The 24,455-nt window shown below is 63.3% G+C and carries 17 protein-coding genes; 11 read left to right on the top strand and 6 right to left on the bottom strand.

Going from position 1 to position 24,455, the window contains the following annotated elements; all coding sequences use genetic code 11:
* Positions 1–16: 16 nt before the first annotated feature.
* Positions 17–4,918, bottom strand: a complete 4,902-nt coding sequence (locus tag ACE4QZ_RS05035; protein WP_410480405.1) for an alpha-2-macroglobulin family protein — start codon at positions 4,916–4,918, stop codon at positions 17–19.
* 279 nt (positions 4,919–5,197) lie between these two features.
* On the opposite strand from ACE4QZ_RS05035, the gene ACE4QZ_RS05030 reads away from it, so the two are divergent.
* From ACE4QZ_RS05030 to ACE4QZ_RS05020, 3 genes are all read left to right on the top strand, one after another.
* A complete protein-coding gene (locus ACE4QZ_RS05030) occupies positions 5,198–6,553 on the top strand; it encodes an MATE family efflux transporter (RefSeq protein ID WP_103463363.1) in 1,356 nt (451 codons plus the stop codon).
* Positions 6,554–6,649: 96 nt separating this feature from the next.
* Positions 6,650–7,036, top strand: coding sequence for a polymorphic toxin type 44 domain-containing protein (locus ACE4QZ_RS05025; protein WP_172402827.1), 387 nt, complete (start codon positions 6,650–6,652; stop codon positions 7,034–7,036).
* Entirely contained in the window at positions 7,014–7,445 is a 432-nt protein-coding gene (locus ACE4QZ_RS05020) for a hypothetical protein (protein WP_021783966.1), read from the top strand. The genes ACE4QZ_RS05025 and ACE4QZ_RS05020 overlap by 23 nt, the downstream gene beginning before the upstream one ends.
* A 35-nt stretch (positions 7,446–7,480) precedes the next feature.
* Here ACE4QZ_RS05020 and speA read toward each other — a convergent pair whose 3' ends face one another.
* The 4 genes from speA to ACE4QZ_RS05000 form a co-directional block, all read right to left on the bottom strand.
* Positions 7,481–9,394 (bottom strand): arginine decarboxylase, encoded by a 1,914-nt coding sequence (speA, locus tag ACE4QZ_RS05015; RefSeq protein ID WP_010951840.1) that lies wholly within the window; start codon positions 9,392–9,394, stop codon positions 7,481–7,483.
* Positions 9,395–9,545: 151 nt separating this feature from the next.
* Positions 9,546–9,917, bottom strand: a complete 372-nt coding sequence (locus ACE4QZ_RS05010) for a translation initiation factor Sui1 (RefSeq protein ID WP_003255318.1) — start codon at positions 9,915–9,917, stop codon at positions 9,546–9,548.
* Positions 9,918–10,156: 239 nt separating this feature from the next.
* A complete protein-coding gene (locus ACE4QZ_RS05005) occupies positions 10,157–10,690 on the bottom strand; it encodes an NUDIX hydrolase (RefSeq protein ID WP_021783965.1) in 534 nt (177 codons plus the stop codon).
* Positions 10,691–10,692: 2 nt separating this feature from the next.
* Complete coding sequence (locus tag ACE4QZ_RS05000) at positions 10,693–11,760, bottom strand: DUF2333 family protein (RefSeq protein WP_021783964.1); 1,068 nt, start codon at positions 11,758–11,760, stop codon at positions 10,693–10,695.
* Between the two features lie 248 nt (positions 11,761–12,008).
* On the opposite strand from ACE4QZ_RS05000, the gene ACE4QZ_RS04995 reads away from it, so the two are divergent.
* The 6 genes from ACE4QZ_RS04995 (at position 12,009) to accC (ending at position 20,177) form a co-directional block, all read left to right on the top strand.
* Positions 12,009–13,364 carry a diguanylate cyclase gene (locus tag ACE4QZ_RS04995; RefSeq protein WP_028697777.1) on the top strand — a complete coding sequence of 452 codons (1,356 nt, stop codon included), beginning with the start codon at positions 12,009–12,011 and terminating at the stop codon, positions 13,362–13,364.
* A gap of 143 nt (positions 13,365–13,507) precedes the next feature.
* Positions 13,508–15,469, top strand: a complete 1,962-nt coding sequence (locus ACE4QZ_RS04990) for a methyl-accepting chemotaxis protein (protein WP_410480404.1) — start codon at positions 13,508–13,510, stop codon at positions 15,467–15,469.
* 342 nt (positions 15,470–15,811) lie between these two features.
* Positions 15,812–17,605 (top strand): protein-disulfide reductase DsbD, encoded by a 1,794-nt coding sequence (locus ACE4QZ_RS04985; RefSeq protein WP_410480403.1) that lies wholly within the window; start codon positions 15,812–15,814, stop codon positions 17,603–17,605.
* Positions 17,606–17,784: 179 nt separating this feature from the next.
* Positions 17,785–18,240 carry a type II 3-dehydroquinate dehydratase gene (gene aroQ / locus ACE4QZ_RS04980; RefSeq protein WP_003255330.1) on the top strand — a complete coding sequence of 152 codons (456 nt, stop codon included), beginning with the start codon at positions 17,785–17,787 and terminating at the stop codon, positions 18,238–18,240.
* A 99-nt stretch (positions 18,241–18,339) separates the two neighbouring features.
* Entirely contained in the window at positions 18,340–18,804 is a 465-nt protein-coding gene (gene accB / locus ACE4QZ_RS04975; RefSeq protein WP_021783960.1) for an acetyl-CoA carboxylase biotin carboxyl carrier protein, read from the top strand.
* Positions 18,805–18,821: 17 nt separating this feature from the next.
* Positions 18,822–20,177 carry an acetyl-CoA carboxylase biotin carboxylase subunit gene (gene accC, locus ACE4QZ_RS04970; RefSeq protein ID WP_003255333.1) on the top strand — a complete coding sequence of 452 codons (1,356 nt, stop codon included), beginning with the start codon at positions 18,822–18,824 and terminating at the stop codon, positions 20,175–20,177.
* Positions 20,178–20,232: 55 nt separating this feature from the next.
* Here accC and ACE4QZ_RS04965 read toward each other — a convergent pair whose 3' ends face one another.
* On the bottom strand, positions 20,233–22,086 hold the full coding sequence (locus ACE4QZ_RS04965) for a sigma-54-dependent Fis family transcriptional regulator (RefSeq protein ID WP_238090217.1): 1,854 nt from the start codon (positions 22,084–22,086) through the stop codon (positions 20,233–20,235).
* A gap of 283 nt (positions 22,087–22,369) precedes the next feature.
* Between ACE4QZ_RS04965 and ACE4QZ_RS04960 the strand changes: the two genes are divergently transcribed.
* Positions 22,370–23,425 carry an ATP-NAD kinase family protein gene (locus ACE4QZ_RS04960; protein WP_135192546.1) on the top strand — a complete coding sequence of 352 codons (1,056 nt, stop codon included), beginning with the start codon at positions 22,370–22,372 and terminating at the stop codon, positions 23,423–23,425.
* Between the two features lie 22 nt (positions 23,426–23,447).
* Positions 23,448–24,425, top strand: a complete 978-nt coding sequence (locus ACE4QZ_RS04955; protein ID WP_010951830.1) for a thiamine pyrophosphate-dependent dehydrogenase E1 component subunit alpha — start codon at positions 23,448–23,450, stop codon at positions 24,423–24,425.
* The last annotated feature ends 30 nt before the right edge of the window (positions 24,426–24,455 follow it).

Genomic DNA, 24,455 nt, shown 5'->3' with positions numbered 1-24,455 from the left:
AGATAAGCGTGCTGCGTCAGCGGGCTTTCACGGTCATCTCCCCTTGCCCATCCCCCACGGCCTGCAAGTTCGGCCGATACATCGACTCGACCTGCGGCGGCGGCACGCGGTAGGTGCCAGGGGTCACCGCTCGCGCCAGGTACAGCAGGTGGGTGGTGCCATAGCCGTCGAGCTTGAGCGCCGCGACATAACGGTCATCACGATACTCCTGATGCACCACGCTGGCGTTCTGCATCGACTCGCGCCACGCCTTCACTGCACTGCTGGCATTGTCCAGGCTGGCGGCGCTTTGAGCCAGGTTCTGGTTTTCCAGCTCCAGGCCTGCCGGCAGCAGGTCCACCACCAGCGCGTCCGGCACGCGGTCCTCAGCTTTCAGCGCCAGGTGCACGAGCACAAGGTCGCCACTGCGCAGGTTGTGCAGGTCCAGCGGCTGGCCATTCATGCCCAGGTACTCTCTGCGAATCTGCAGGCCGTTGCCGCCAGCAGCAGGCGCCTGTCGTGGGTAGCCCGACAGAGTCAGCTGCTGGTACAACGTCTCGCTGCCCTCGTTCTGCACGCTCAGTGGCGAGGCCAGTAACGGGCCTTCCAGCTTCATACCGGCCTCGGCATTGTTCAACTCGCGCACTTCACCGGCGCTGTCCAGGCGTGCCTGCCACTGGCCTTCCGGCTTGCCCAGCAGGCCACGGCCCGCGAGGAACAGTGCATTGCGCTCTTGGGTCGACAGCCAACGGTTGGCCGCCAGTTCATCCGACAACGCGAACAGGCGCTGATCGACCTGGCTGCTGGCCAGGTTGCTTTCCTGCAGCAGTGCCAGGATCAGCGCCTGGTCACGCAGGGCGCTGCCGTAATCGGCCAGCCAGCCTTTGCCACGGCTGATGCCCAGGCCCGCCTGCAAGGCTTGCTCGGCACGCGGTTTGTCGCCCATTTTGTCCAGCGCCACCGCCAGTTGTACCAGCGGCAGACCGGAGCGGGCATCGGCGCGACGTTCGAACAGGCCGCGCAGGGCACCCAACGGCGCCTGCTGGCTGCGCGATAGCACCAGCGCCGCATAGGCCTGCACGGCAAAGCGCGTGTGGTCGGCATTTTCGCTGTAGTCGACTTCGATCAGGTTGCGTTCCTGCAGGTAACGCAGCAGGCGCTCACTGGCCTTCTTCAGTGCCTCGGCAGGCACGCCGTAACCTTGGTCACGGGCACGCAGCAGGAAGTCGGTCACATAGGCGGTGAGCCAGTACTCTTCTTCGCTGTCCGAACTCCACAGGCCAAAGCTGCCGTTGTAGCGCTGCATCCCCAGCAAGTGCTCGATGCCCATTTCGATCTTGCGCTTGCGCACATCTGCCGGCTCGCCCTTGATGCCCAGGCGCTTGAGGCTGTCGGCATCGGCGTACAGCGAGGGGTACAGGCCACTGGTGGTCTGTTCGAGGCAGCCGTAGGGGTAGGCTTGCAGCGCGCGAATCTGCTCGGCAAGGTTCAGCGGCGGCCGGCTCGACAAGGCCAGGCTGGCTTCCAGGCCAGCGGGTTCGAAGGCGGCCAGGTCTGCTTCGGGCAGGGTCCACGGCTGGTCCTTCAGGGCCACACGGTAGTGCTTGAGCATTGCCGGGTAGGCCGGTCGCACACCCAGCGTCCAGTCACGCTCGAACGCTGTGATCGGCTCGTTCGGCAGTTGCAGGCCAGTCACCCGGACATGCACCTTGCCCTGCCCCAGACCACCCTGGGCCTGCACCGGAATCATCAGCGTCGAGCGCTGCCCTTCGCCCAGGCTAACGCTCTGCACGGCGTTGGCCGCCAGGCTCAGTTGCCCTTCTGTGGTGATTTCGACGTTCAGTTGCTGAGCGCGGCCGGACAGGTTGGCCAGGTCCAGTGCCAGGCTGGTACGGTCGCCACCGGCCAGGAAGCGCGGGGCCGAAAGCTCGGCAATCAACGGTGCGGCGACCACGGTCTTGCCTTCGGCCATGCCGAAGTGCTCTTCGGTCCAGGCCTGGGCCATCAACCGCAGTTCGCCGTTGAAGTCGGGGATATCGACCGTGACCTGGCCCTCACCCTTGTCGTCCAGCGTCACCGGCAGGCTCTGTTGGGCAACGATGGTTACCGTAGTGTTGGGTCGCTTGCCCCCCTTGGCCATCGCTGCGTCACCACCGAACGCCAGGCTGGCCAGGCGGCCCTGCCCGGCCTCGATCAATTGGCCGTAGATGTCCAGTTGATCGGCACCATAGGCCTTGCGCCCGAACAGGCTGGCGAACGGGTCGGGGGTTTTGAAATCGGTGATGTTGAGGATGCCCACGTCCACCGCCGACAACAGCACATGCACCTGTTTGGGCACACTGCCATCGGCGTTAGCGGCCTTGATCTTCACCGTCAACGGCTGTTTCGGTCGCATTTTCTCCGGTGCCTGCAGGCTCAGCGCAAGCTTGCGCTCGGCGCGGTCCAGCGGCAGGTGCAGCACGCCCACGGCGCGCTTGGGCGTGGCATTGGCCTTGCGCTCACCAGGGCGGATAACCAACGCGCTGATGTACAGATCGTGGCGGGCCCAGGCCTTGTCCAGTTGCACGTCAAAGGTCTTGCCTTCGGCGGGCACATCGATTTCCTGCCACCACAGCGGGCCATCGCTGGACTCGATCATCAGGTAGCCACTGCCCGCAGCGGGCGGGGTGACGGTGACCTTGGCGGTAGCGCCATCGGCGTAGGAGGGTTTGTCCAGCGCCAGCTTGACCTGGTCCGGTCGCACCGCGCCGCCCTCAGCGTTGTCCTGGGCGCGATAGCCGGCCCAGAAGCGCTCGCTGGATACCAGACCGGTCTGCGGGTCTTCGACCTCGACGCGGTAAGGGCCCCATTCAACCTGGAAGCTGAGCTTGGCAGTGGAACCTGCCTTGACGCTGATCGTCTCTTCGTTCTGGGTCAGGAATTTCTCATTGTAGGCGTAACTCCAGCCGTCACTTTGCGAGTAATTCCAGTAGTAATCGCGGCGTTCGCGAACAAGGCGCACCTTGAGCGCATCGGCCGCCAGTTTGTGACCGTCGCGGTCGGCCAGCAGGAATTCAAATTCCACCGGCCCGTTGCTATCAGTTTCCTCACCTTCGAACAGGCCTCGCAGGCCCGGCAGGCGCTCAGCCGGCCAGATAGGCTGCTCCAGGCGCCGGGTGATCGGCCGGCCACCCGACTCCTGCAGGCTGGCCTGCACGGTCAGTTGCAGCGGAGAGCGGGCTTCGGCCCAACGGCTTTCGATATCGACCACCGCCTTGCCGGCCTGGTCAAGGGTGACCTCGTCCAGTTCCAGGTCCTGCTTCAGATCGGTTTCGGTGACCGAACCGAACTGGTAGCCAGGCAACGCCGGTACCGCCTCACGCAGCGGGCGTACATAGGCCTGACCGCTCAGGCGATTGCCGGCGGCCGGGGCGCCATAGAGGTAACGGCCATTGACCTGGATGCGCGCATCTTCATCCGGCGAAAGCGGTTTGCTGCTGCCCTTGAGTTCCAGCGCGAGGCGCTCGGGCAGGAAGTCTTCGACAAGAAATTCATAGACCTGCTTGCGCCCGCCCCCCAGGTCGAGCAGCAGTTGCCAACGGCCCGTCGGGGCCTCGGTGGCCAATTGCAACTGGTACTGGTACAAGCCATTGCTGTCGGCTTCCCAGACGAACTTGCGGCTCACCTGTTCATCCGGGCGACGCACTTCCACGCTCACCGGTTGGGCTTTGACCGGCTTGCCGTCCTGGTCGCGCAGCAGACCGTTGAGCAGCACCGTCTCACCCGGGCGGTACAGGTCGCGCGGGCCGAAGATGAAGAACTGCAGCGGGTTGGCCTGAGGCCCGGTGATGTCGAATTCGGCCAGGTCCAGGGCTGCGGTGTTCAGGCGCAACAACGTGGTATGCACGCCCTGGGTGGCGATCAGGGTATCGGCCTTGGGCGTGATTGGCAGCTGGGCATGCCCCTTGCCATCGGTAGTGGCCTGGGCCAGCAGCTTGCCCTTTTCATCATGGATTTCCAGGTTGACGTCGCTCAACGCTTTGCCGCCTTCCAGGGCTTGAGCAAACACGTCGATGCGGTCGCGGTAGCGGTGGGCCGACACGCCGATGTCGCTAAGGGTGAACAGGGTTGCCGGCTGAGAATAATCGTAGGTACCCGAGGCGCGCATCACGGCCAGGTACACACCTGGCGCCTGCAACGGCTTGATGCCGGCAATTGGCAACAACACGGTCTCACGCGTGTTGCGTGCCGGGTTGAGATCGAAGCGGCCGCTGTAGACCAGCTCGGCCATGTCCAGGGTTTCCTTGGACTGGTAGTAGTACAGGCTGCTGTTGCGCCCCCAGTTGGCCAGGAAAGTCGAGAGCATGTCTGGCTTGACGCGAAAGAACTCGACATCCACCTTGTCGACGTTCAGGGCAATCACCGGCAGCCCTTCGGCCAGACGCGTAGGCAGCAGCGAGCCGCGGCTGGCAAAGCCGATGGTCGGCTGCATGTCGCGGGTTTCCAGGCGGGTGATCGACTCGCTGTCCAGCTGCTTGCCATTGACTGCCAGCAGCCCCTTGTCGACGGTCAGCACCAGCTTGCGCTGCGGCTCCAGGTGGCGCAAGCGCAGCTCCATCTGGTTGTCGGAGAGTTCCCAGGCACCGTCGAGCTTGCCTTTGACGGTGTCGACCAGGTGCACTTTGTTGGTGAAGTCCTGCTTGGCATCCAGCGGTACGGAAAAGCTGATCGACAGCGTTGCCGCGCCATCGAGCTGCACTTCCGATACGTCCAGCACCGTGAGTTCGCGGCCCTCGTAGCGCTTGGCGAGCACGGTCGGGTCCTCACGCTTGGGGGCGGAGGCTTCGGCGGGCGCGGGTGCCATAGACTTCTCGGCCGGTGCTGGTTTACCCGGCGTGGAAGAGTCACAGGCACTGAGCAACGCCAGCGCGCAGGCCAGCAACAATCCTTTGTTGAACATGAGATAGGAACTCTTGGGCAGCGTGTACGTGAGGGCAGCAACTATAGCGCAACGTCAGGTGCAGCACCCGGCGTTGCGCGCCAGGTCAGACCATGGTCGCGCTAAATGGTTGCCTGGTCGGTACACTGTGGCCATTCGTTAAAAGGGGGCCGCGTTGCGCCCCTTCGCGGGCTCGCCCGCTCCCACGGGTTTGGCGCCGGCCACCAGAGCAACACTTTCCTGTGGGGGCGGAAGCCCGCGAAGGGGCACACAGCGGCCCCAAAATCTCATGGAATGCACATGCCCCAACTCGCTGCCGACTGGCGCCACCGCCCCACCCACCGCAAGGTCTGGGCGTTGGCCGCGCCGATGATCCTGTCCAACATCTCGGTACCGCTGGTGGCGCTGGTCGACAGCACGGTCATCGGTCATCTCCCGCACGCCCACCAATTGGGCGCGGTAGCTGTGGGCGCCACCTTGTTCACCTTCATGGTCGGCCTGATGGGCTTCCTGCGCATGGGTTCCACCGGCTTCGCTGCTCAGGCCGCCGGCCGTGGCGACGGTGCAGCGCTACGCCAGGTCCTGGTGCAAGGGCTGCTGCTGGCGGTCGGCTTCGCCCTGTTGATCGGCCTGCTGGCCCTGCCCTTCAGCCAGCTGGCACTCCATGCGATGCAACCCAGCGCAGCCCTGCAGCAATCCACCGAAGACTTCTTCCATACCCGCCTGCTTGGCCTGCCTGCGGCGCTGGCCAGTTACGCGCTGGTCGGCTGGTTCCTCGGCACGCAGAACGCCAGGGCTCCACTGGCAATCCTGCTGACCACCAACCTGCTGAACATCGCCTTGAACCTGTGGTTCGTGCTGGGCCTGGACTGGGGTGTACTGGGCTCGGCGCGGGCATCGGTGATTGCCGAATGGACTGCCGCCCTGCTCGGCCTGGCCCTGACCCGCCCGGCCCTGCGGGCCTACCCGGGGCAGATCGTGTGGGCAGCGCTCAAGCGCTGGCAGGCCTGGAGGCCACTGCTGGCGGTGAACCGCGACATCTTCCTGCGTAGCCTGGCGCTGCAACTGGTGTTCCTGCTGATTACCGTGCAAGGCGCACGCCTGGGCGAAGCGACCGTGGCGGCCAACGCCCTGTTGCTCAATGGCCTGCTGCTGACGGCCTATGCGCTGGATGGGCTGGCCCATGCGGTGGAGGCCTTGTGCGGCCATGCCATTGGTGCCCGTGACCGCGACACCTTGCGCCGCTCGCTGGTGGTCGCTTGTGCTTGGTCACTGATCACCAGCCTGGGCTTTGCCGGGCTGTTCCTGCTGGGTGGGCACCTGTTCATCGACTTGCAGACCGACATCGAAAGTGTGCGGGCGGCGGCTTATCCGTATTTGCCCTACCTGGCGTTGCTGCCGCTGATCGCGGTGTGGAGTTACTTGCTGGATGGCTTGTTCATCGGCGCGACCCGGGCGCGGGAAATGCGAAATGCAATGCTGGTTTCGGTGTTGATTGCGCTGCCGGTGGCAGTGGCCATGAGCGGGTTGGGCAACCATGGGTTGTGGATGGCGTTTCTTGGGTTCATGGGGTTGCGGGCGGTGACGTTGGGGTGGGTTGGATGGAAACTGAAACTGGAGGACAAGTGGGTCACAGGGCCCGGAAACACAATATGAAAAATATGCTCGATTGACTGCTTCCAAGCCTCTGGCCGATAAAAGCAGAACCCATGGAGGGGGCTCACACCAACGGCCTATGAGCAAGGAGCCATCATGTACCCTCCACCCGCGCCATCAGGTGTCTCAGTACTTAGCAACATGCACGCTGCAAGCAAAGAGCGTAACTACTTTAAAAATGGCGGCAGTGCTTTTCTAGTGTCGTGGTTCTATTCGAAGGTTCGTAATCGAGGCGAGTGGGATTACAAGCAACAGGGAAGGCAATATGAGGCTTTAGGTAATTTCAATTATGGCGCAACTGGAACTGCTGCTGGCCTTTCGGAGGAATTCCTGTTGAGGGGGGCGGGATGGGCACAGAGCCGCGCGGGGACCAGTAATTCAGCATTTGGATCATGGTGGGGCAGCTCCCCTTATGGCGACGACCCCGAGGATCAGGAATGGATCAAGAAAGGGATCGAATATGCCAAGTCATACGGGTATTAGATGGCTGATTGCTTGCCTGCTTCTGCTTATCCTCGGTCAAACCCTATGGATCTTCTCCAGAGATGCAAGGCCTGTGTTGACCAAGATTGTTTCTGAAACTCCAATTGGCAAGCAGAGTGCCATTTATGAGGTGCTCAGCGATGCTGGTGGGGCGACAGTGCCGCTGATCTACTTGTACTTTGTGGCTGAAAAACAACAGCACGATGATCAGGTCTTGAAGGGCCTTGAAAGGCTGACGCCTTTCCTGGTCACTCGACAATCGGGCGCCGTGCTGCACGTGGAGGGCCTGAAAATAACGGCGCGGACTGAGGAGCAGGTCTACAGCTATTCGAGTACCACTCTTCTCGAAGAGGGTGGCGCAGTATTGCCTATTACAATCGAACTCACCGCGACGTCTCACCGAGAGTGATAGTCAAAGGGGCCGCGCAACGGCCCCTTTGCATTTCAGGAGGACAGGTACGAAGACCGGGTCAAGCCCAGGCGCAAGGCATCCAGATACTGGGTCCGCTCACGCGCAGTGATCTTGGCGCTGGCAACCTTGTCGCGGTAATGCGTCATCAACTCTTCCGGCGACAGGTGCACGTAGCGCAGCATGTCTTCGATGGTGTCGTGGGTTTCGATACCGGCGTGGTACACGCTGCCGTCGGCATTCTGGTAGATGTTCACCGAATCGGTATCACCGAACAGGTTGTGCATGTCACCCAGGATTTCCTGGTAGGCACCCACCAGGAACACGCCCAGCAGGTAATCCTCACCCTCCTTCACCGCATGCACCGGCATGCTGGTTTCGATGCTCTGCTCGTCAACGTACTGGTTGATCTTGCCGTCGGAATCGCAAGTCAGGTCCTGCAATACCGCACGCCGCATCGGCTCTTCGTCCAGGCGGTGCAGCGGGATGATCGGCAGGACCTGGCCGATGGCCCAGGTGTCTGGCAGGCTCTGGAACACCGAGAAGTTGCAGATGTACTTGTCGGCCAGCTTGTCGTTCAGCTCGTCCAGCACCTGGCGGTGCGAGCGCTGGCGGGCTTTCAGCGAGTTGTGCAGGCGGCGGCACACGGCGAAATAGCACTGCTCGGCCAGGGCCTTCTCGCCCAGGCTCAGCTTGCCATCGGCGTACTGCGCGGCCACATCACCCATGTAGTGGGTGGCGCGCCAGTAGGTCTCGGTGACCATCTCGATGTCGGTCGGGCCAAGCAGGTCGACCAGCCACTGCACGGTCTCGGGCAGGGCTTCCTTGTTCTCGATGGTCGGTACGTCGTCGTTGTGTTTCTCGACGTCGGTTACCTGGATCACCAGCATGGCGTGGTGCGCGGTCAGCGAACGGCCACTCTCGGAGAAGATGTGCGGGTGCGGCAAGCCCTGCGCGTCGCAGAACTCCTTGAGCATGCCCACCACCACGCCGGCGTAGTCGTCCATGTCGTAGTTGATCGAGCTGGCATTGCGCGAGTGGGTGCCGTCGTAGTCCACACCCAGGCCGCCACCCACGTCGATGTGGTCGACCGGCAGGCCCAGCGCACGCAGTTCGCCGTAATAACGGATGGCTTCCTTGAAACCGTGCTGGTAGTCAGCCAGGTTGGCGATCTGCGAACCCATGTGGAAGTGCAGCAGGCGGATGCCCTGATCCAGGCCCGCATCGCGGAAGCGCTGCACCACCGAAAGCAACTGGGCGGCGGACAAACCGAACTTGGACTTCTCGCCACCGGTGTCGGCCCACTTGCTCGAGGCCAACGACGACAGGCGAACGCGCAGGCCAACCTGTGGTTTCACCTTGAGCTCGGCGGCCTCTTCGATCACCAGGGCCACTTCCGACTCTTTCTCGATGACGATGAACACATTGTGGCCAAGCTTCTGACCCATCAGCGCCAGGCGAATGAACTCACGGTCCTTGTAGCCATTGCAGACGATGGTGCCGCCCTTCGGCGCCAGCGCCAGCACTGCCAGCAACTCGGGTTTGGAGCCGGCTTCCAGGCCGATGGAAACGTTTTGCGTGGCGATGATGTTTTCCACCACCGCTTCCTGCTGGTTGACCTTGATCGGGTACAGCGCGGTGTACTGGCTCTGGTATTCCAGGCGCGCGATGTTGGCGTCGAAGGCACCGGTCAGCTGGCGCACACGGTCCTGCAAAATGTCAGGGAAGCGCACCAGCAAGGGCAGCGACAAGCCGCTCTGGCGCAGTTCGTCGACCTGTTCGAACAGGTCGATCGGAGCGCTTTGAGGGCCGTTGGGGCGCACTTCGACGCGCCCGGCTTCATTGATGGCGAAATAACCAGCGCCCCAATGGCGGATGCCATAAACACTGCGGCTGTCGGCCACGGTCCATTGGCTACCATCGTCTTTGCGTGTGCGTCGTACGGACATTCAAGTCCCCTATAGATAAGTCGAAGACACTGCCCCGCAGGCAGCGGAGCGAGTGTAAAAGCTGAAAATGACGATTCATCCGTGCTCAGGCATAGACCCTGACCACGAGAACGAGTTTAGAAAGCGCTGGGCAAAAAATCGCGCGATGGCCTCAGCCGCCGGACTTTTTCGCCTTGAAACCCTGTTTGGTCAGCTCGCCGATCAACAGCTCGACATGGTCGCCCTGGATCTCGATAACCCCGTCCTTCAGGGCGCCGCCGGTGCCGCAGCGGCGCTTGAGCGTGGTCGCCAGTTCTTTGAGCTGGTCGGGCGGCAGCGGCACGCCGGTGACGGTGGTCACGGTCTTGCCGCCACGGCCTTTGCTTTCGCGGCGCACGCGGGCAATGCCGTCGCCTTCGGGGATGATTTGCTGCTTGCAGGTGCAGGCGTCCACCGGCTGGCCACAGTCGGGGCAGTGCCGACCGGCGTCGGTGGAGTACACGAGACCGCCAAGGGCGGAAAAGGAAGAAGCTTTCTTGGCCACTTTTGTTCCTCGGTGCTGAGGACAAAAACTGGTCGTGCCTTGGGGTTGAGGCCGACCGCGAAGCCCCACTCTGGCAGGGGCGGCGCTACTGCTGCAAGAATTGCGGCAGCCCGAAAAGGGCGCGCAGTGTAACGATAAATACGGCGATTGTGTAGGAGCGGGTTTACCCGCGAATAAGGGCAAAGCCCTTGCCCTGCGAAACGGGTGTCTGGGCCGGTATTTCGCGGGCAAACCCGAGCCTACAAAGTGGCCTTATAGCGCTGCAACGCCGCCAACGAGTCCGGGCAATAAGGCTTGCTCAGGCTTTCCTGCTCAGCCTGTTCCAGACCGATGAAGCGCGCCTCGATCACCTCTTCCGGCTGCAACCGCAACGGTGCATCCGACACCGCCGAATACACCGCACACCACAAGCGGTTATCAGGCTGGTCGAAGTAGAACCGCTCGTGAAAGCGCAGCTCGGCGCCCTCGATGCCCAGCTCTTCGGCCAGCTCGCGCGCGGCCGACTCGGCATACGCTTCGCCAGCCGCGACCATGCCGCCCGCCGCCACATCCCAATACCCCGGGTACAGCGCCTTGCTCAGCGTACGGCGGTGTACACACAGTTCACCGGCACTGTTGAACAGCAGAATGAATGTGCAGCGCCCGATCAGGCCACGCTCGCGCAGCTCGGCACGAGGCAAGGCGCCCAGTACCTGGTCGGTTTCGTCCACCCAGGTCACCAGCTCGCGGTCGGAAGCCGCCCGATGGGCGGCCTCGGCTGGGCTGATAGCCATCATCAACCCTGCGACAGCAACTGACGCAGGTCGATAACCGCGGCGTTGGCCCGGGAAATGTAGTTGGCCATGACCAACGAGTGGTTGGCCCACATGCCGAAGCCACTGCCGTTGAGCACCATCGGACTCCACAGCGGCTCTTGCGAGGCTTCCAGCTCACGGATGATCTGACGCACGCTGACCGTGGCATTCTTCTTCGCCAGCACGTCGGCGAAGTCCACCTCGATGGCACGCAGCAGGTGCGACAGCGCCCAGGCTTGGCCGCGGGCTTCGTAGAACACGTTGTCGATCTGCAGCCATGGCGTTTCCACCAGCTCCTCATCCACCTGCGGCGCCTGGCCGGCAACGACCGACTCGGTCTTCAGCGTGGAGTTGAGCTTGACCCGGCCAACGCTGGCCGAGAGGCGCTGCGACAGCGAGCCCAGACGGGTTGCCACGTCACCCAGCCAGTTGTTCAGGTTGTCGGCGCGGGTATAGAAGATCGCGCCCTTGTCGCCGGCAGCCAGGCGGGTCTGGTAGCGGGTCAGCGACTTGATGCCTTCTTCGAACTCCGACTCGCTCGAAGGCAGAATCCAGCTCTTGTTGTCGAAGTTGAAGCGGGGCTCGGCCTTGGCCAGGTCGGCGTCTTCGGTAGACTGCGACTGCGAACGGGCGAAGTCTTTACGCAGAGCACGGGACAGGTCGCGGACCTGGACCAGCACGCCATATTCCCAGCTTGGCATGTTGTCCATCCACAGCCCCGGCGGGAAGCGGTCGTTGGAAATGTAGCCGCCCGGCTTGTTCAGCAAAGTGTTGGCCACGGTCTTGAGGGTTTCGACGGTGGTATAGCCCACCACCATCTGCTGGCCAGCACGTTCGGCTGCAGCCTGGGCGTTTTGCTGCACCGGGAACAGAGCCGGCTCCTGGCTCCAGTACCAGCCCAGGCCGATACACACCAGCAGGTACAACCCGATCAGGGTCCCCAAGGCACGGCTCCAAAGGCCGCCAAGGTAGCTACGGGCGGCAGCGCCGCGCCCGTCGACACGCTCACGGGGCTCGGCTTTGGCCTCTCGGTTTTTCCAGTCCAGCATGGCTTTGTCCTTAATCAGTCACGACGGTTCAGGGGCTTTGACCACAGGCCTGCGCTAGGGTGCCACGGTAAGCCCGCATGCCAGCACTATAAAGCAGACACCACCGTACGCATAAGCGACCATTCAGTCAGCAACTGAATATTCGTTCTACCCGCTTTGTTGACGCAGGGCACTCACGCACTTGAAAAGAGCTGCTAGCATAGAGCCATCATTGCCCCTGCACATCCCAACCTATAAGTAGCCAGGACATGAGCCAAGCAGTCGAGCCAAGCCCGCAGTGCCCCGTCCAGCCGCTGACGCGTAACGGCCTGCGCAAGGACGATCCGCTCGACCAGCTGCTGCTGCCCGTGCGCAAACCGGTGTACATCCTGCTGCAGGACCACGAGCGTGCCCAGCGCCTGGCCCAGCAACTGGAATTCTTTGGTCTGGTAGTGCAAGCGTTGCCCAGCGCCGCAGCGTTTCTCGCCTCGATCAGCGAGTACCCGCCGTCGGCCATCATCATGGATGTCGACTTCACCGGCGCCGGCCTGGGCTTGCTGCTGGCCGCCCAGGTGCAGCAGGGCCTGGCACGCTCCATTCCGTTGTTGTTCTTCAGCCATCACGAAGCCGACACCCCAACCCGCCTTGCCGCAGTACGCGCCGGTGGCCAGGACTTTCTCACCGGCAGCCTGGAAGCTTCCAGCTTGCTGGAAAAGGTCGAACTGCTGACCAACACCGCCCCGCACGACCCGTTGCGCGTGCTGATCATCGACGACTCGCGCACCCAGGCCCTGTACACCGAGCGTGTACTGGCCGGCGCCGGCATGCTCACCCGCAGCCTGACCGACCCGATCCGCACGATGGCAGAGCTTGCCGACTTCCAGCCCGACCTGATCATCCTTGACCTGTACATGCCGGCCTGCACCGGCCCGGAGCTGGCCAAGGTAATCCGCCACAGTGACCGTTATGTGAGTGTGCCGATCATCTACCTGTCTGCCGAGGACGACCTGGACAAGCAACTGGATGCCATGAGCGAAGGCGGTGATGACTTTTTGACCAAGCCGTTTCGCTCACGCCACCTGATCACTACCGTGCGCAACCGCGCCGCCCGCGCCCGCCATTTGAAGGCGCGCATGGTTCGCGACAGCCTGACCGGGCTGTACAACCACACTCATATCCTGCAGCTGCTGGAAGACTGCAGCTTCCGCGCCCGCCGTGAGCAGCAGCCGTTGAGCTTTGCCATGCTCGACATCGATCACTTCAAGAAGATCAACGACCGCCATGGCCACCCCATGGGCGACCGAGTGATCAAGAGCCTTGCTCTATTCCTCAAGCAGCGCTTGCGCAAGACCGATTTCATTGGCCGCTACGGTGGCGAGGAGTTCGCCATCGTCATGCCCAATACCGCGCTGGATGCCGCACACAAGGTGCTGGACGAAATTCGCCGGCGCTTTGCCGAAATTCTCTACCCGGCGCAGCCGCGGGACTTGCAGTGCACCTTCAGTGCAGGGGTGGTGCAACTGGACGAGGGGCTGGATGCACTGACCATGGCCAGTGCAGCGGACGAGGCGCTGTACCGGGCCAAGCATGCGGGGCGTAATTGCGTCGTTCGTGTAGAGCCCTGAGATTCGCACTCACTGTGCCGGCCATACCAATAGAGGCACTGTGCCACTTTTTTCTGACTCCAAGCCCCTGGCGTCATCACCCCGTCACAAAATCGCAATAACTTCAGGCGCCTACCTCTCCCCTGCGCAGGAAGTTCGTGGCTATGCGCCTGAAGTGGCTGACCAATTTCAACACCCTGTTGCTGGTGACCGTGTGTATCGCCTTGGGCGCCACCCTGTGGTGGTCGCAGCGCGCCCTCGAGCGCCCCTACCAGATGATGGAGCGCTATCTGGGCCTGTCCCAGCAGTTTCAGAACCAGGCGGCGCGCAATATCCAGGCCTACCTGGGCAACGGCGATGCCCTGCGCCAGGCCGCCGCCATGGAGGCGAACCAGCAGTTGCAGACCGCACTGGCGGACTGGCCCGTTGAGCTGGCCGAGAAGTTGCGCCCCAGTCTGGATAGCCTGCAGGCCTTCACCGCCAACGAACTGCTGGCCGCCGGCAAGCTGGCCGGCGACCCGCAAGCCCTGTTGCTGCAAGCCGAACGGGAGCTAGGGGCGAACTTCGAGCAAATGGCCAGCTACGCCCGCGACAGTGGCAACGCCGAGGCCAATCGCTACTTGCTGCCCTTGCTCGACGCAACCGTGCACCTGAGCCGGCTGTCGTTGGCTCGCGACAAGCTGGTCAGCAGCGGCCGCCCGGAACTGGCCGATGAGGTGGAGCGCGAGCTACAACTGATCCGCGCCCAGGCCCAGATAGTCGACGGCCTGCCACTGCTCGGCGTAACCCGCACGGCCGAATCCGGTGCAGACGACTTCGCTGAAATGATGGGCCTGGAATCCCAGGCCAGCGCCCAACAGGAAGACATTGCCGTGGGCCTTAAGCGTGAATTGCAAAGCCTGCTCAATCGCTACCCGGCCGAACTGCAACGCACCCGCGAACAGATCGAGCGCCGCGCCGAGCTGGCCGCCAGCACCGGCCAGCGCCTGGAAGCAGTACAACAGGCCATCGCCGCGCTGGAGCCCGAAGTACGCGGCCAGCATGCAAAAATCGCTGCCGAGGTGCGCATCATCCAAGGCCTGATGATCGGCCTGATCCTGCTGATCGCCCTACTGATCGACACGCTGCAACGGCGCCTGGCACGCACCCTGACCGGCCTGGCCCCGGCCCTGTCACGCTGGGCCGAGGGCGACTTCGCCCAGGCCATCGTCCTGGGCAAGACCAACCGCGAACTGCATGACATTCAGGAGTCGCTCAACCGCCTGCGTCAGTACCTGGTGGAGCTGGTAGGCACCATTCGCCATAACGCCGAGCAGGTGGCCGGCAGCAGCCACGCCCTGGCCGGCATGAGCGCCGCGCTGCACGGCGGCGCCGAACGCCAGGCCGGCGATACCGGGCAGATCCGCGATGCCTTGGGCGAACTGGAAGCGACCATTCAACAAGTGGCCGGTGACGCCAGCGCAGCCGCCGAGGCCAGTCGCGATGCCGGGCGTGCCGTGGAACAAGGCCAGGCGGTAATTGGCCAGAGCCTGTCGGGCTTGCGTGAACTGGTCGATGAAGTGCAAGGCAACGCCCGCATGATCGAGCAACTGGCGGAAGAGTCGGCAACCATTGGCGGGGTGCTGACGGTGATCCGCTCGATTGCCGAGCAGACCAACCTGCTGGCACTGAACGCCGCGATAGAAGCGGCCCGTGCCGGCGAGATGGGCCGTGGCTTTGCCGTGGTTGCCGATGAGGTGCGCTCACTGGCCCAGCGCACCACGGGCGCTACCGGCGAGATTCAGGCATTGATCGACCGCTTGCAGCAGGCCGCCAGAAGTTCGGTGGCGGGGATGCGCGCGCAACTGGAACACGCCGAGGCCACGGCCAATCAAGCCCAAGCCGCGGATGGGGCACTGGATGAGATTGTCTGTGCCATTCGAACCATTTCCGATACGGCGGTGCGGATTGCCGATGTCACGGCGCAGCAGAGTGGCGCGGTGAGCGAGATTCGTGATCACAGCGAGCGGATTCACGAATTGGGTGAAGACAACCTGCAACGCATTGGCGAGGGGCGTGAACAGGGCGAACAGTTGCTGAGCCTGGGCGGTGAGCTGAACCGGGCGGTGCGAGCGTTCAGGGTTTGAGTTGAGCTTTTCAGCGCCTGGGCGATCGAGCGCCGCCCGCGCGGCGCATCGCGAGCTGCGCTCGCTCCTACGTTTGTTTCGGGCCAGTAACGCCAGTGACAGGCGCGCGCGACCGCCTTGTTTTTACGACGCGATATCACGCCATGCGCCAAGGGGGTCGCGCGCAACTCCCCCAGGAAAAATTGGCCCGAAACAAACGTAGGAGCGAGCGCAGCTCGCGATGCGCCGCGCGGGCGGCGCTCGATCGCCCAGGCACTGCACATGTCATGTGCGAGCACTACTGGCCCCAACCCACACCAACTCCGCTATCATGCGCAGCAAGTTCCACCTCGCGAGTCCGCCATGCGCCGCCTGTTTTTCATGCTGTTACTGCTGCTGGCCAGCCCTGCCTTCGCCGCAGGCCTGCTCGACAACCGCCCCAGCGCCACCCTCGGCGCCGCTTCGCTGGCCAACAACGCCGACTTCCTGCCGGTACACGAGGCCTTCAAGCTCAACCTTGTCCAGGCCGATGCGCAAACCATCAAGCTGCGCTTCGTCGCCACCGATGGCTACTACCTCTACCGGCACCGCTTCCAGTTCCACACGGAACCGGCCGATATCACCCTGGGCACGCCGAACATCCCCAAGGGTGAGCCCAAGCACGATGAATTTTTCGGCGACGTCGAGGTTTACCACGGCGTGCTCGATATCGAGTTGCCACGCAAAGACCCACGCGCCTTCACCCTGCTGGTGGGCTACCAGGGTTGCGCCGACAAGGGCTTGTGCTACCCACCGGAAACCGCACGCCTGAGTATCGATGGCGAAGGCGTTGCAAACGCGCCGGCCACCCGCGAACACGGCTGGAACTGGAAGTCGCTACTGCTGTTCTTCCTCGCCGGGGTCGGCCTGACCTTCACCCCCTGTGTCCTGCCGATGTTGCCGATCCTCTCCGGTGTGGTGTTGCGCGGCCAGGTTGGCGGCGTGCGCGGCCAGGTTGGCGGCGTGCGCGGCCTGGCGCTGTCGCTGGCCTACGTGCTGCCAATGGCGGCCAGCTTCGCGGTACTCGGCGCACTGATGGGCCTGTTCGGTGCAAGCCTGAACCTGCAGGCGCGCCTGCAGTCGGCCTGGGTGCTGGTTCCCTTCGCGCTGTTCTTCGTGGTGTTCGCCCTGGCCATGTTCGGCCTCTTCGAGCTGAAGCTGCCCCAGGCCCTGAGTAACCGCCTGAACAACGTCGCCAACCACACCCGGGGCGGCTCGCTGCTGGGCGCAGCAGTGCTCGGTGTGCTCTCCAGCTTGCTGGTTTCTCCGTGTGTATCGGCGCCCTTGGCCGGTGCCTTGCTCTATATCAGTGCCAGTGGCGATGCCCTGGGTGGTGCGCTCAAGCTGTTCGCCCTGGGTTTGGGCATGGGTGCGCCGTTGCTGCTGGTGGCCACCGGGGGCGCGGCCTGGCTGCCCAAAAGCGGCCCATGGATGAACACGGTGAAAAACGCCATCGGCGTACTGCTGCTGGGGCTGGCCATCGGCTTGCTCAGCCGTGTACTGCCTGGCCCTGTGACCTTGCTGCTGGTCGGTTTCCTCGCTGCGGGTGTGGCACTGTTCCTCGGCGCCCTGGAATTCGTCGTCAAGACGACGCCCCAGCGCCTGGCGCAACTGCTCGGTCTGGCCTTGCTGGTGTACGCGCTGGCTTGTTGGTACGGCGCCCTCACTGGCCAGGGCGACCCACTGCGCCCACTGCCGGTTGCGTCACTGGCCGCCAGCGGCGGTCTGCCGGCAGCAAAAGCCGATGCCTGGCAGACCATCACCACACCTGGCGCCATGGACGCAGCCCTGGCGCAAGCCAAGGCCGCCGGCCAGCCAGTGCTGCTGGACTGGTACGCCGACTGGTGCATCAGTTGCAAGGTGATCGAGCATGAGGTGCTCAATGCACCGCAGGTGCAAACTCAGCTGTCCGGCTTCAAACTGCTGCGTTTCGACATCACCGAAAGTAATGCCGAGCAACGCAAGCTGCTCGACCGCTACCAACTGTTCGGCCCACCCGCCCTGCTGTTTTTTGCTGCGAACGGCAGCGAAATTACCGCTGATCGGGTGATTGGCGAGATAAATGCCGGTGAATTTGCGCAGATTCTGACGCGCGTACGCGGCAAAGTCGGTCTATAACTTCCCGCGAGCCGGGAAAAATCCTGAAATGAATGACCGGATTTAATTATCCGGTCACATACTTCGCGCGAACCTCGGACATCGTGCTGGCTATTGCCGGGAACTGGACACTTGCCGTTGCTTTACGGCACACTCGCCGCGCTGTGTCGAATTGCCCTACAAATCCAAGGAATCCGCAGATGGCAACGCTACTGGTGCTCCACGGCCCCAACCTCAACCTGCTCGGTACTCGCGAGCCAGGCCACTATGGCGCCGTGACCCTGGCTCAGATCAACCAGGACCTGGAGCAACGTGCCCGCGCCGCAGGCCACCATCTGCAGTACCTGCAGAGCAATGCTGAATACGAACTGATCGACCGCATTCACGCCGCACGCAACGAGGGTGTGGACTTCATCCTGATCAATCCGGCTGCTTTCACCCACACAAGCGTCGCATTACGTGACGCATTGCTTGCGGTGAGCATCCCATTCATCGAAGTGCACCTGTCCAACGTGCACAAACGCGAACCGTTCCGTCACCACTCCTACTTTTCCGATGTTGCCGTAGGGGTGATCTGCGGTCTGGGCGCCAGCGGTTATCGACTGGCCCTGGAGTCCGCACTGGAACAACTGGCTGCCAACGCACAGCCCAAATGATGAAAACCCTGGCCTAAATGGGCCGGGGTTCGAGAGAAACGTTTCAGATACGTTTTTTGTATTTCGCCCCCTGACCGAACCTTTGGGAGTTGATGATTAATGGATATCCGTAAAGTCAAGAAACTGATCGAGCTGCTGGAAGAGTCTGGCATCGACGAACTGGAGATCAAGGAAGGCGAAGAGTCGGTCCGTATCAGCCGTCACAGCAAGACTCCAGCTGCCCAGCAGTTCTATGCACCGGCGCCTATGGCTGCCGCCCCTGCCGCAGCTCCGGTCGCCGCTGCTGCCCCAGCCGCCGAAGCCGCTGCTGTTGCCGCCCCGGCCCTGAAAGGCACCGTGATCCGTTCGCCAATGGTAGGTACCTTCTACCGCAAGCCTTCGCCGACCTCGCCTAACTTCGCTGAAGTTGGCCAGTCCGTGAAGAAAGGCGACACCCTGTGCATCGTCGAAGCCATGAAGATGATGAACCACATCGAAGCCGATATTGGCGGTGTCATCGACGCCATCCTGGTAGAAGACGGCCAGCCGGTTGAGTTCGACCAGCCGCTGTTCACCGTCGTTTGAATCGCGGAGAGCCAACGATGTCTGGGAAGCTCGAAAAAGTCCTGATCGCCAACCGCGGGGAAATTGCCCTGCGGATCCTGCGTGCCTGCAAAGAGCTGGGTATCAAGACCGTCGCCGTGCACTCCACTGCCGACCGTGAACTGATGCACCTGGGCCTGGCAGACGAGTCGGTCTGCATCGGCCCTGCATCGTCCAAGGATTCCTACCTGCATATCCCTGCGATCATCGCTGCCGCCGAAGTGACTGGCGCCACTGCGATTCACCCGGGTTACGGCTTCCTGGCAGAAAACGCCGATTTCGCCGAACAGGTGGAAAAATCCGGTTTCGCCTTCATCGGCCCGAAAGCCGACACCATTCGCCTGATGGGCGACAAGGTTTCGGCCAAGGACGCGATGATCAAGTCGGGCGTACCGACCGTACCGGGCTCCGATGGCCCACTGCCAGAAGACGAAGAAGTTGCCCTGGCGATTGCCCGTGACGTCGGCTACCCGGTGATCATCAAGGCCGCCGGTGGCGGTGGTGGTCGCGGCATGCGCGTGGTGCACAAGGAAGAGGACCTGATTTCCTCGGCCAAGCTCACCCGTACCGAAGCCGGTGCAGCCTTCGGTAACCCGATGGTTTACCTGGAGAAGTTCCTGACCAACCCACGCCACGTGGAAGTACAGGTACTGTCCGACGGCCAGGGCAACGCCATTCACCTGGGCGACCGCGACTGCTCGCTGCAGCGCCGTCACCAGAAAGTACTGGAAGAAGCACCAGCCCCGGGCATCGATGAGAAAGCCCGCCAGGAAGTGTTCAAGCGCTGCGTCGATGCGTGCATCGAGATCGGCTACCGTGGTGCGGGTACTTTCGAGTTCCTGTACGAAAACGGCCGCTTCTACTTCATCGAGATGAACACCCGCGTGCAGGTTGAGCACCCGGTATCGGAGATGGTCACTGGCATCGACATCGTCAAGGAGATGCTGAGCATCGCCGCTGGCAACAAACTGTCGTTCCGCCAGGAAGACGTGGTGATCCGTGGCCACTCGCTGGAGTGCCGGATCAACGCCGAAGACCCGAAGAAGTTCATCCCGAGCCCAGGCAAGGTGAAGCACTTCCACGCCCCAGGCGGCAACGGCGTACGCGTCGATTCGCACCTGTACAGCGGTTATTCGGTTCCGCCGAACTACGACTCGCTGATCGGCAAGCTGATCACCTACGGCAAGGACCGCGACGAAGCCATGGCGCGCATGCGCAATGCCCTGGACGAGATCGTCGTCGACGGCATCAAGACCAACATCCCGCTGCACCGCGACCTGGTGCGTGATGAAGGCTTCTGCAAAGGCGGCGTCAACATTCACTACCTCGAGCACAAACTGGCCAACCAGGAGTGATCGTGTAGTGTGATGTACCAGAACCCCGGCCCTGTGCCGGGGTTTTTTATTGCCCCTAGCTCTTCATCCGCGGCATGTCGATACGATGCTCATGCACTCGCCGATAAAGCGTCGCACGCGAAATACCCAAAGCCCGCGCCGCATCCGCCGGCTTCCAGCGATGGCGGATCAGCGCGTCCAGCAACAGCTGCCGGGCCGGGCACGACACCCCGCTTTCAGCCGAGCCAACCGCTTCACCACGCACCTCCTGCGGCAGATCCTGTAGGCGCACCTGCCCGCCCTCACTCACCGCACAGGCATACCGCAACACCTGCCGCAGCTGGCGCAAATTGCCCGGCCAGCGATAAACCAGTAACGCCTGCAGCGCGTCATCCGCCAACACCACCTCCACCCCGCAAGCCGCAGCCTCCTCGGCCAGCAACTGGTGAATCAGCCCCAGCCGGTCATCACGCTCACGCAAGGGGGGTAGCTCAAAGCGGGCATTGGCCAGGCGGAAGTACAAGTCTTCACGAAATCGCCCGTCCTCCACCATCGACGCCAGATCGCGATGGGTCGCACAGATCACCTGAATATCCACCCGCTCCCGCCGTGCCGCCCCCAGCGGCGCCACCTCCCCCTCCGCCAGCACCCGCAGCAGGCGGGTTTGCAGGTTCAGCGGCATGTCCCCGATCTCGTCGAGGAACAACGTGCCGCCATCGGCCTGCTGCAACAGCCCTTGCATGCCTTTGCTGGAAGCCCCGGTGAAGGCCCCGGCCACATAGCCGAACAACTCGCTTTCGATCAGGGTTTCCGGGATGGCCGCGCAGTTCAGGGTAACGAATGGGCCATCACAGCGCTGGCTTTGCTGGTGCAGTTGGCGGGCGAATACTTCCTTGCCGGCCCCGGTCTCCCCCAGTACCAGCACCGCCAGGTTGCAGTCCTTGACCCGCGTGGCCAACCGCAGGTGCTGCTCGATGCGGGTGTCCTGGGCCTGGCGCACAGGCTGCGCACGCTGGCGTTGCTGCGGTGCGCTGACCCTGCCATACAAACCGCCCAGACCAGGCAGACGCTGGGCGGACGACGCGCTCACCCGGCGCAGCTGGTCGATGTCGAACAGTTCACCAATGTGCTCGGGCAAGCGTCCCAGGCGTTCCACCAGCCGTTGCCGCGCCAGGCTGTTTATTGCCTGCAAGCGGCCATCGGCATCCCAGGCCAGCAGGTAGTCGGGTTGGCTCTCCACATAGCCAGGCGTGCCGTGGGCGCGCATCACCCAGTGGCCCTGGGCGCTGTGCATGAAGAAGGCGTTTTCAATCTCGCGGGCCGTCTGCTCGACCAGTTGGCGGATCAGGTGCTGGCTGCGCCGATCGTCCGGCGACTGCAAGGCCGACACATCAACCACGCCCAGCAGCTCGCCCAACGGGTCGAACACCGGCGCCGCTGTGCAGGTCAGGCCAATGAAGGCGGCGCGAAAGTGATCGCGCTTGTGCACCGTGACCGGGGCCTTGCTGGTCAGTACCGCCGCCACGCCGCATGTGCCCTCCTCGCCCTCCGACCAGCAGGTCCCCAGATATAGCCCAGCCTTGCGACAGTCGTTACGGATGGCCGACTCGACCCGGTAATCGATGGTTCGCCCCTGGGCATCGGTAAGCAGCACGCAGTAGTCAGCGCCGCGCACCCGTTCGTGCAAGCGCGCCACGGCATCGCTGGCGATGCGCAGGAACAGCTCGGCGCGTTCGCGGCATTCGTTGAGCAGGCTTTGGGAAAGGATACGCGGCCCCTGCTGAGAACCGGGGTCGAGGCGGTACACATCCATGGAGCGACGCCATGAATCGAGAATCAGTGGTGGTACCGGCGCCTGCGGCAGGCGGTCGGCATTCTTCAACACCCTGCTGACGCAGTCCACATGGGCTCGGGAGTTCGCGGCAAGCATTCAGGCCCTCCGGTTCTCGTTACTGTTTTTATCGTTGTCCGGCCATTAAGCGCCTCTGGGCATGCCCCGACAAGCACTGTGTGATTACCGGCTGGCTTGAGACGCAGCGTCTCAGCGTCTCGGCAACGCTGGCCCGGCGCTGGCACCCGGCGTCTCGCCGCCACACCCGTGAAGACCTGCCCGAACACGACCAGAACCCTCTAGTCCGGCAACTTCAGCCATCGCGAAGAAAGCTGGCACCCCGCTTGCTCCTCCCCTTGCAAACAAAAATATGAGGTGCGCCATGCCGCTACCCGCCCCGATTGTCGGGATCATTGCCAACCCTGCCTCTGGCCGCGACCTGCGCCGCCTGACCGCCAATGCCGGGCTCTATTCAAGCACCGACAAGGCCTCGGCTATCCAGCGCCTGCTGGCCGCTTTCGGCGCCACCGGCATTGGCCAGGTGTTGTTGCCCAGCGACATGACCGGCATCGCTGCCGCAGTGCTCAAGGCCAGCCAGGGCCCAGGGGCCCGTGACCAGCACTGGCCGGCCATCGAGATCCTCGACCTGCCACTGAGCCAGACCGTGGCCGATACCCGCCTGGCTACCCGGCGCATGGTCGAGCGCGGCGTGGCGATGATCGCCGTGTTGGGTGGTGATGGCACCCACAAGGCGGTCGCCGCCGAGGCCGGTGACGTGCCGCTGCTGACCCTGTCCACCGGCACCAACAACGCCTTCCCCGAACTTCGTGAAGCCACCAGCGCGGGCCTGGCCGGTGGCCTGCTTGCCAGTGGCCGGGTACCGGCCAGCATCGGCTTGCGCCGCAACAAACGCTTACTGGTGAACGTGCCTGAACAACAGCTGGCCGAATGGGCCTTGGTCGAGGTGGCCGTGTCGCCGCAGCGCTTCATCGGTGCCCGTGCGCTCAGCCGCAGCGAGGACCTCTGCGAAGTCTTCGCCTGCTTCGCCGAACCCCACGCCATCGGCCTGTCGGCCCTGTGCGGCCTATGGTGCCCGGTGTCACGGCAAGATCCGCACGGCGCCTGGGTACGCCTGGCCCCCGGTGCCGAACAGGCGTTGTTGGCGCCATTGGCGCCCGGCCTGCTGCAAGCCTGCGGCATCTCCGCCTGCGGTCCGCTGACGCCCGGCGTCGCCCATCGCCTGAGCCTGGCCAGCGGCACCCTGGCCCTGGACGGCGAACGCGAAATCGAATTTGCCGAGCATGACACGCCCACCATCACCCTCGACCACCAAGGCCCACTCAGCGTGGACGTCGAGGCCGTGCTGGCGCATGCCGCCCGCCACCACTTGCTGGCCGTCCCGCGCGGCCACCGCCTGCACCCTGCAAACCCGTGTTGAGACAACCCCGGAGAACAACAAGATGTCCAATCAACTCAGTACTGAACAACTGCTGCATGCCTATGAAGTCATGCGGACCATCCGCGCCTTCGAAGAACGCCTGCATGTGGAGTTCGCCACCGGCGAAATTCCCGGTTTCGTCCACCTGTATGCCGGCGAAGAAGCCTCTGCCGCCGGGGTCATGGCCCACCTGCGCGACAGCGACTGCATCGCCTCGACCCATCGCGGCCATGGCCACTGCATCGCCAAAGGCGTGGACGTGTACGGCATGATGGCCGAGATCTACGGCAAGAAGACCGGAGTATGCGGCGGCAAGGGCGGCTCGATGCACATTGCCGACCTGGAAAAAGGCATGCTCGGTGCCAACGGTATCGTCGGCGCCGGCGCACCACTGGTGGCCGGGGCGGCGCTGGCGGCCAAGCTCAAGGGCCGCGATGACGTGTCGGTAGCCTTCTTCGGCGATGGGGCATCCAACGAGGGCGCCGTGTTTGAAGCCATGAACATGGCGTCGATCATGAACCTGCCCTGCATCTTCGTGGCCGAGAACAACGGCTACGCCGAGGCCACTGCCTCCAACTGGTCCGTCGCCTGCGACCATATTGCCGACCGCGCTGCCGGCTTCGGCATGCCAGGCGTCACCATCGACGGCTTCGACTTCTTTGCCGTATACGAGGCCGCCGGCGCCGCCATCGAGCGCGCCCGTTCCGGGCAAGGGCCGTCGCTGATCGAGGTCAAGCTCAGCCGTTACTACGGCCATTTCGAAGGCGATGCGCAAACCTACCGCGCCCCTGATGAAGTGAAGAACCTGCGCGAATCCCGCGACTGCCTCATGCAATTTCGCAACAAGACCACCCGCGCCGGCCTGCTCACGGCCGAGCAACTGGACGCCATCGACGCCCGCGTCGAGGACCTGATCGAAGACGCCGTTCGCCGCGCCAAGTCCGATCCCAAGCCACAGCCCGCCGACCTGCTCACCGACGTCTACGTCGCCTACCCCTGAGCCGCGGATTACAAGAACAACAGGAGAACC

It is taken from the genome of Pseudomonas sp. DCA-1, from assembly GCF_046523955.1.
Taxonomy (GTDB): Bacteria; Pseudomonadota; Gammaproteobacteria; order Pseudomonadales; family Pseudomonadaceae; genus Aquipseudomonas; species Aquipseudomonas putida_Y.
This window is presented reverse-complemented; position numbering and strand designations above follow the sequence as displayed.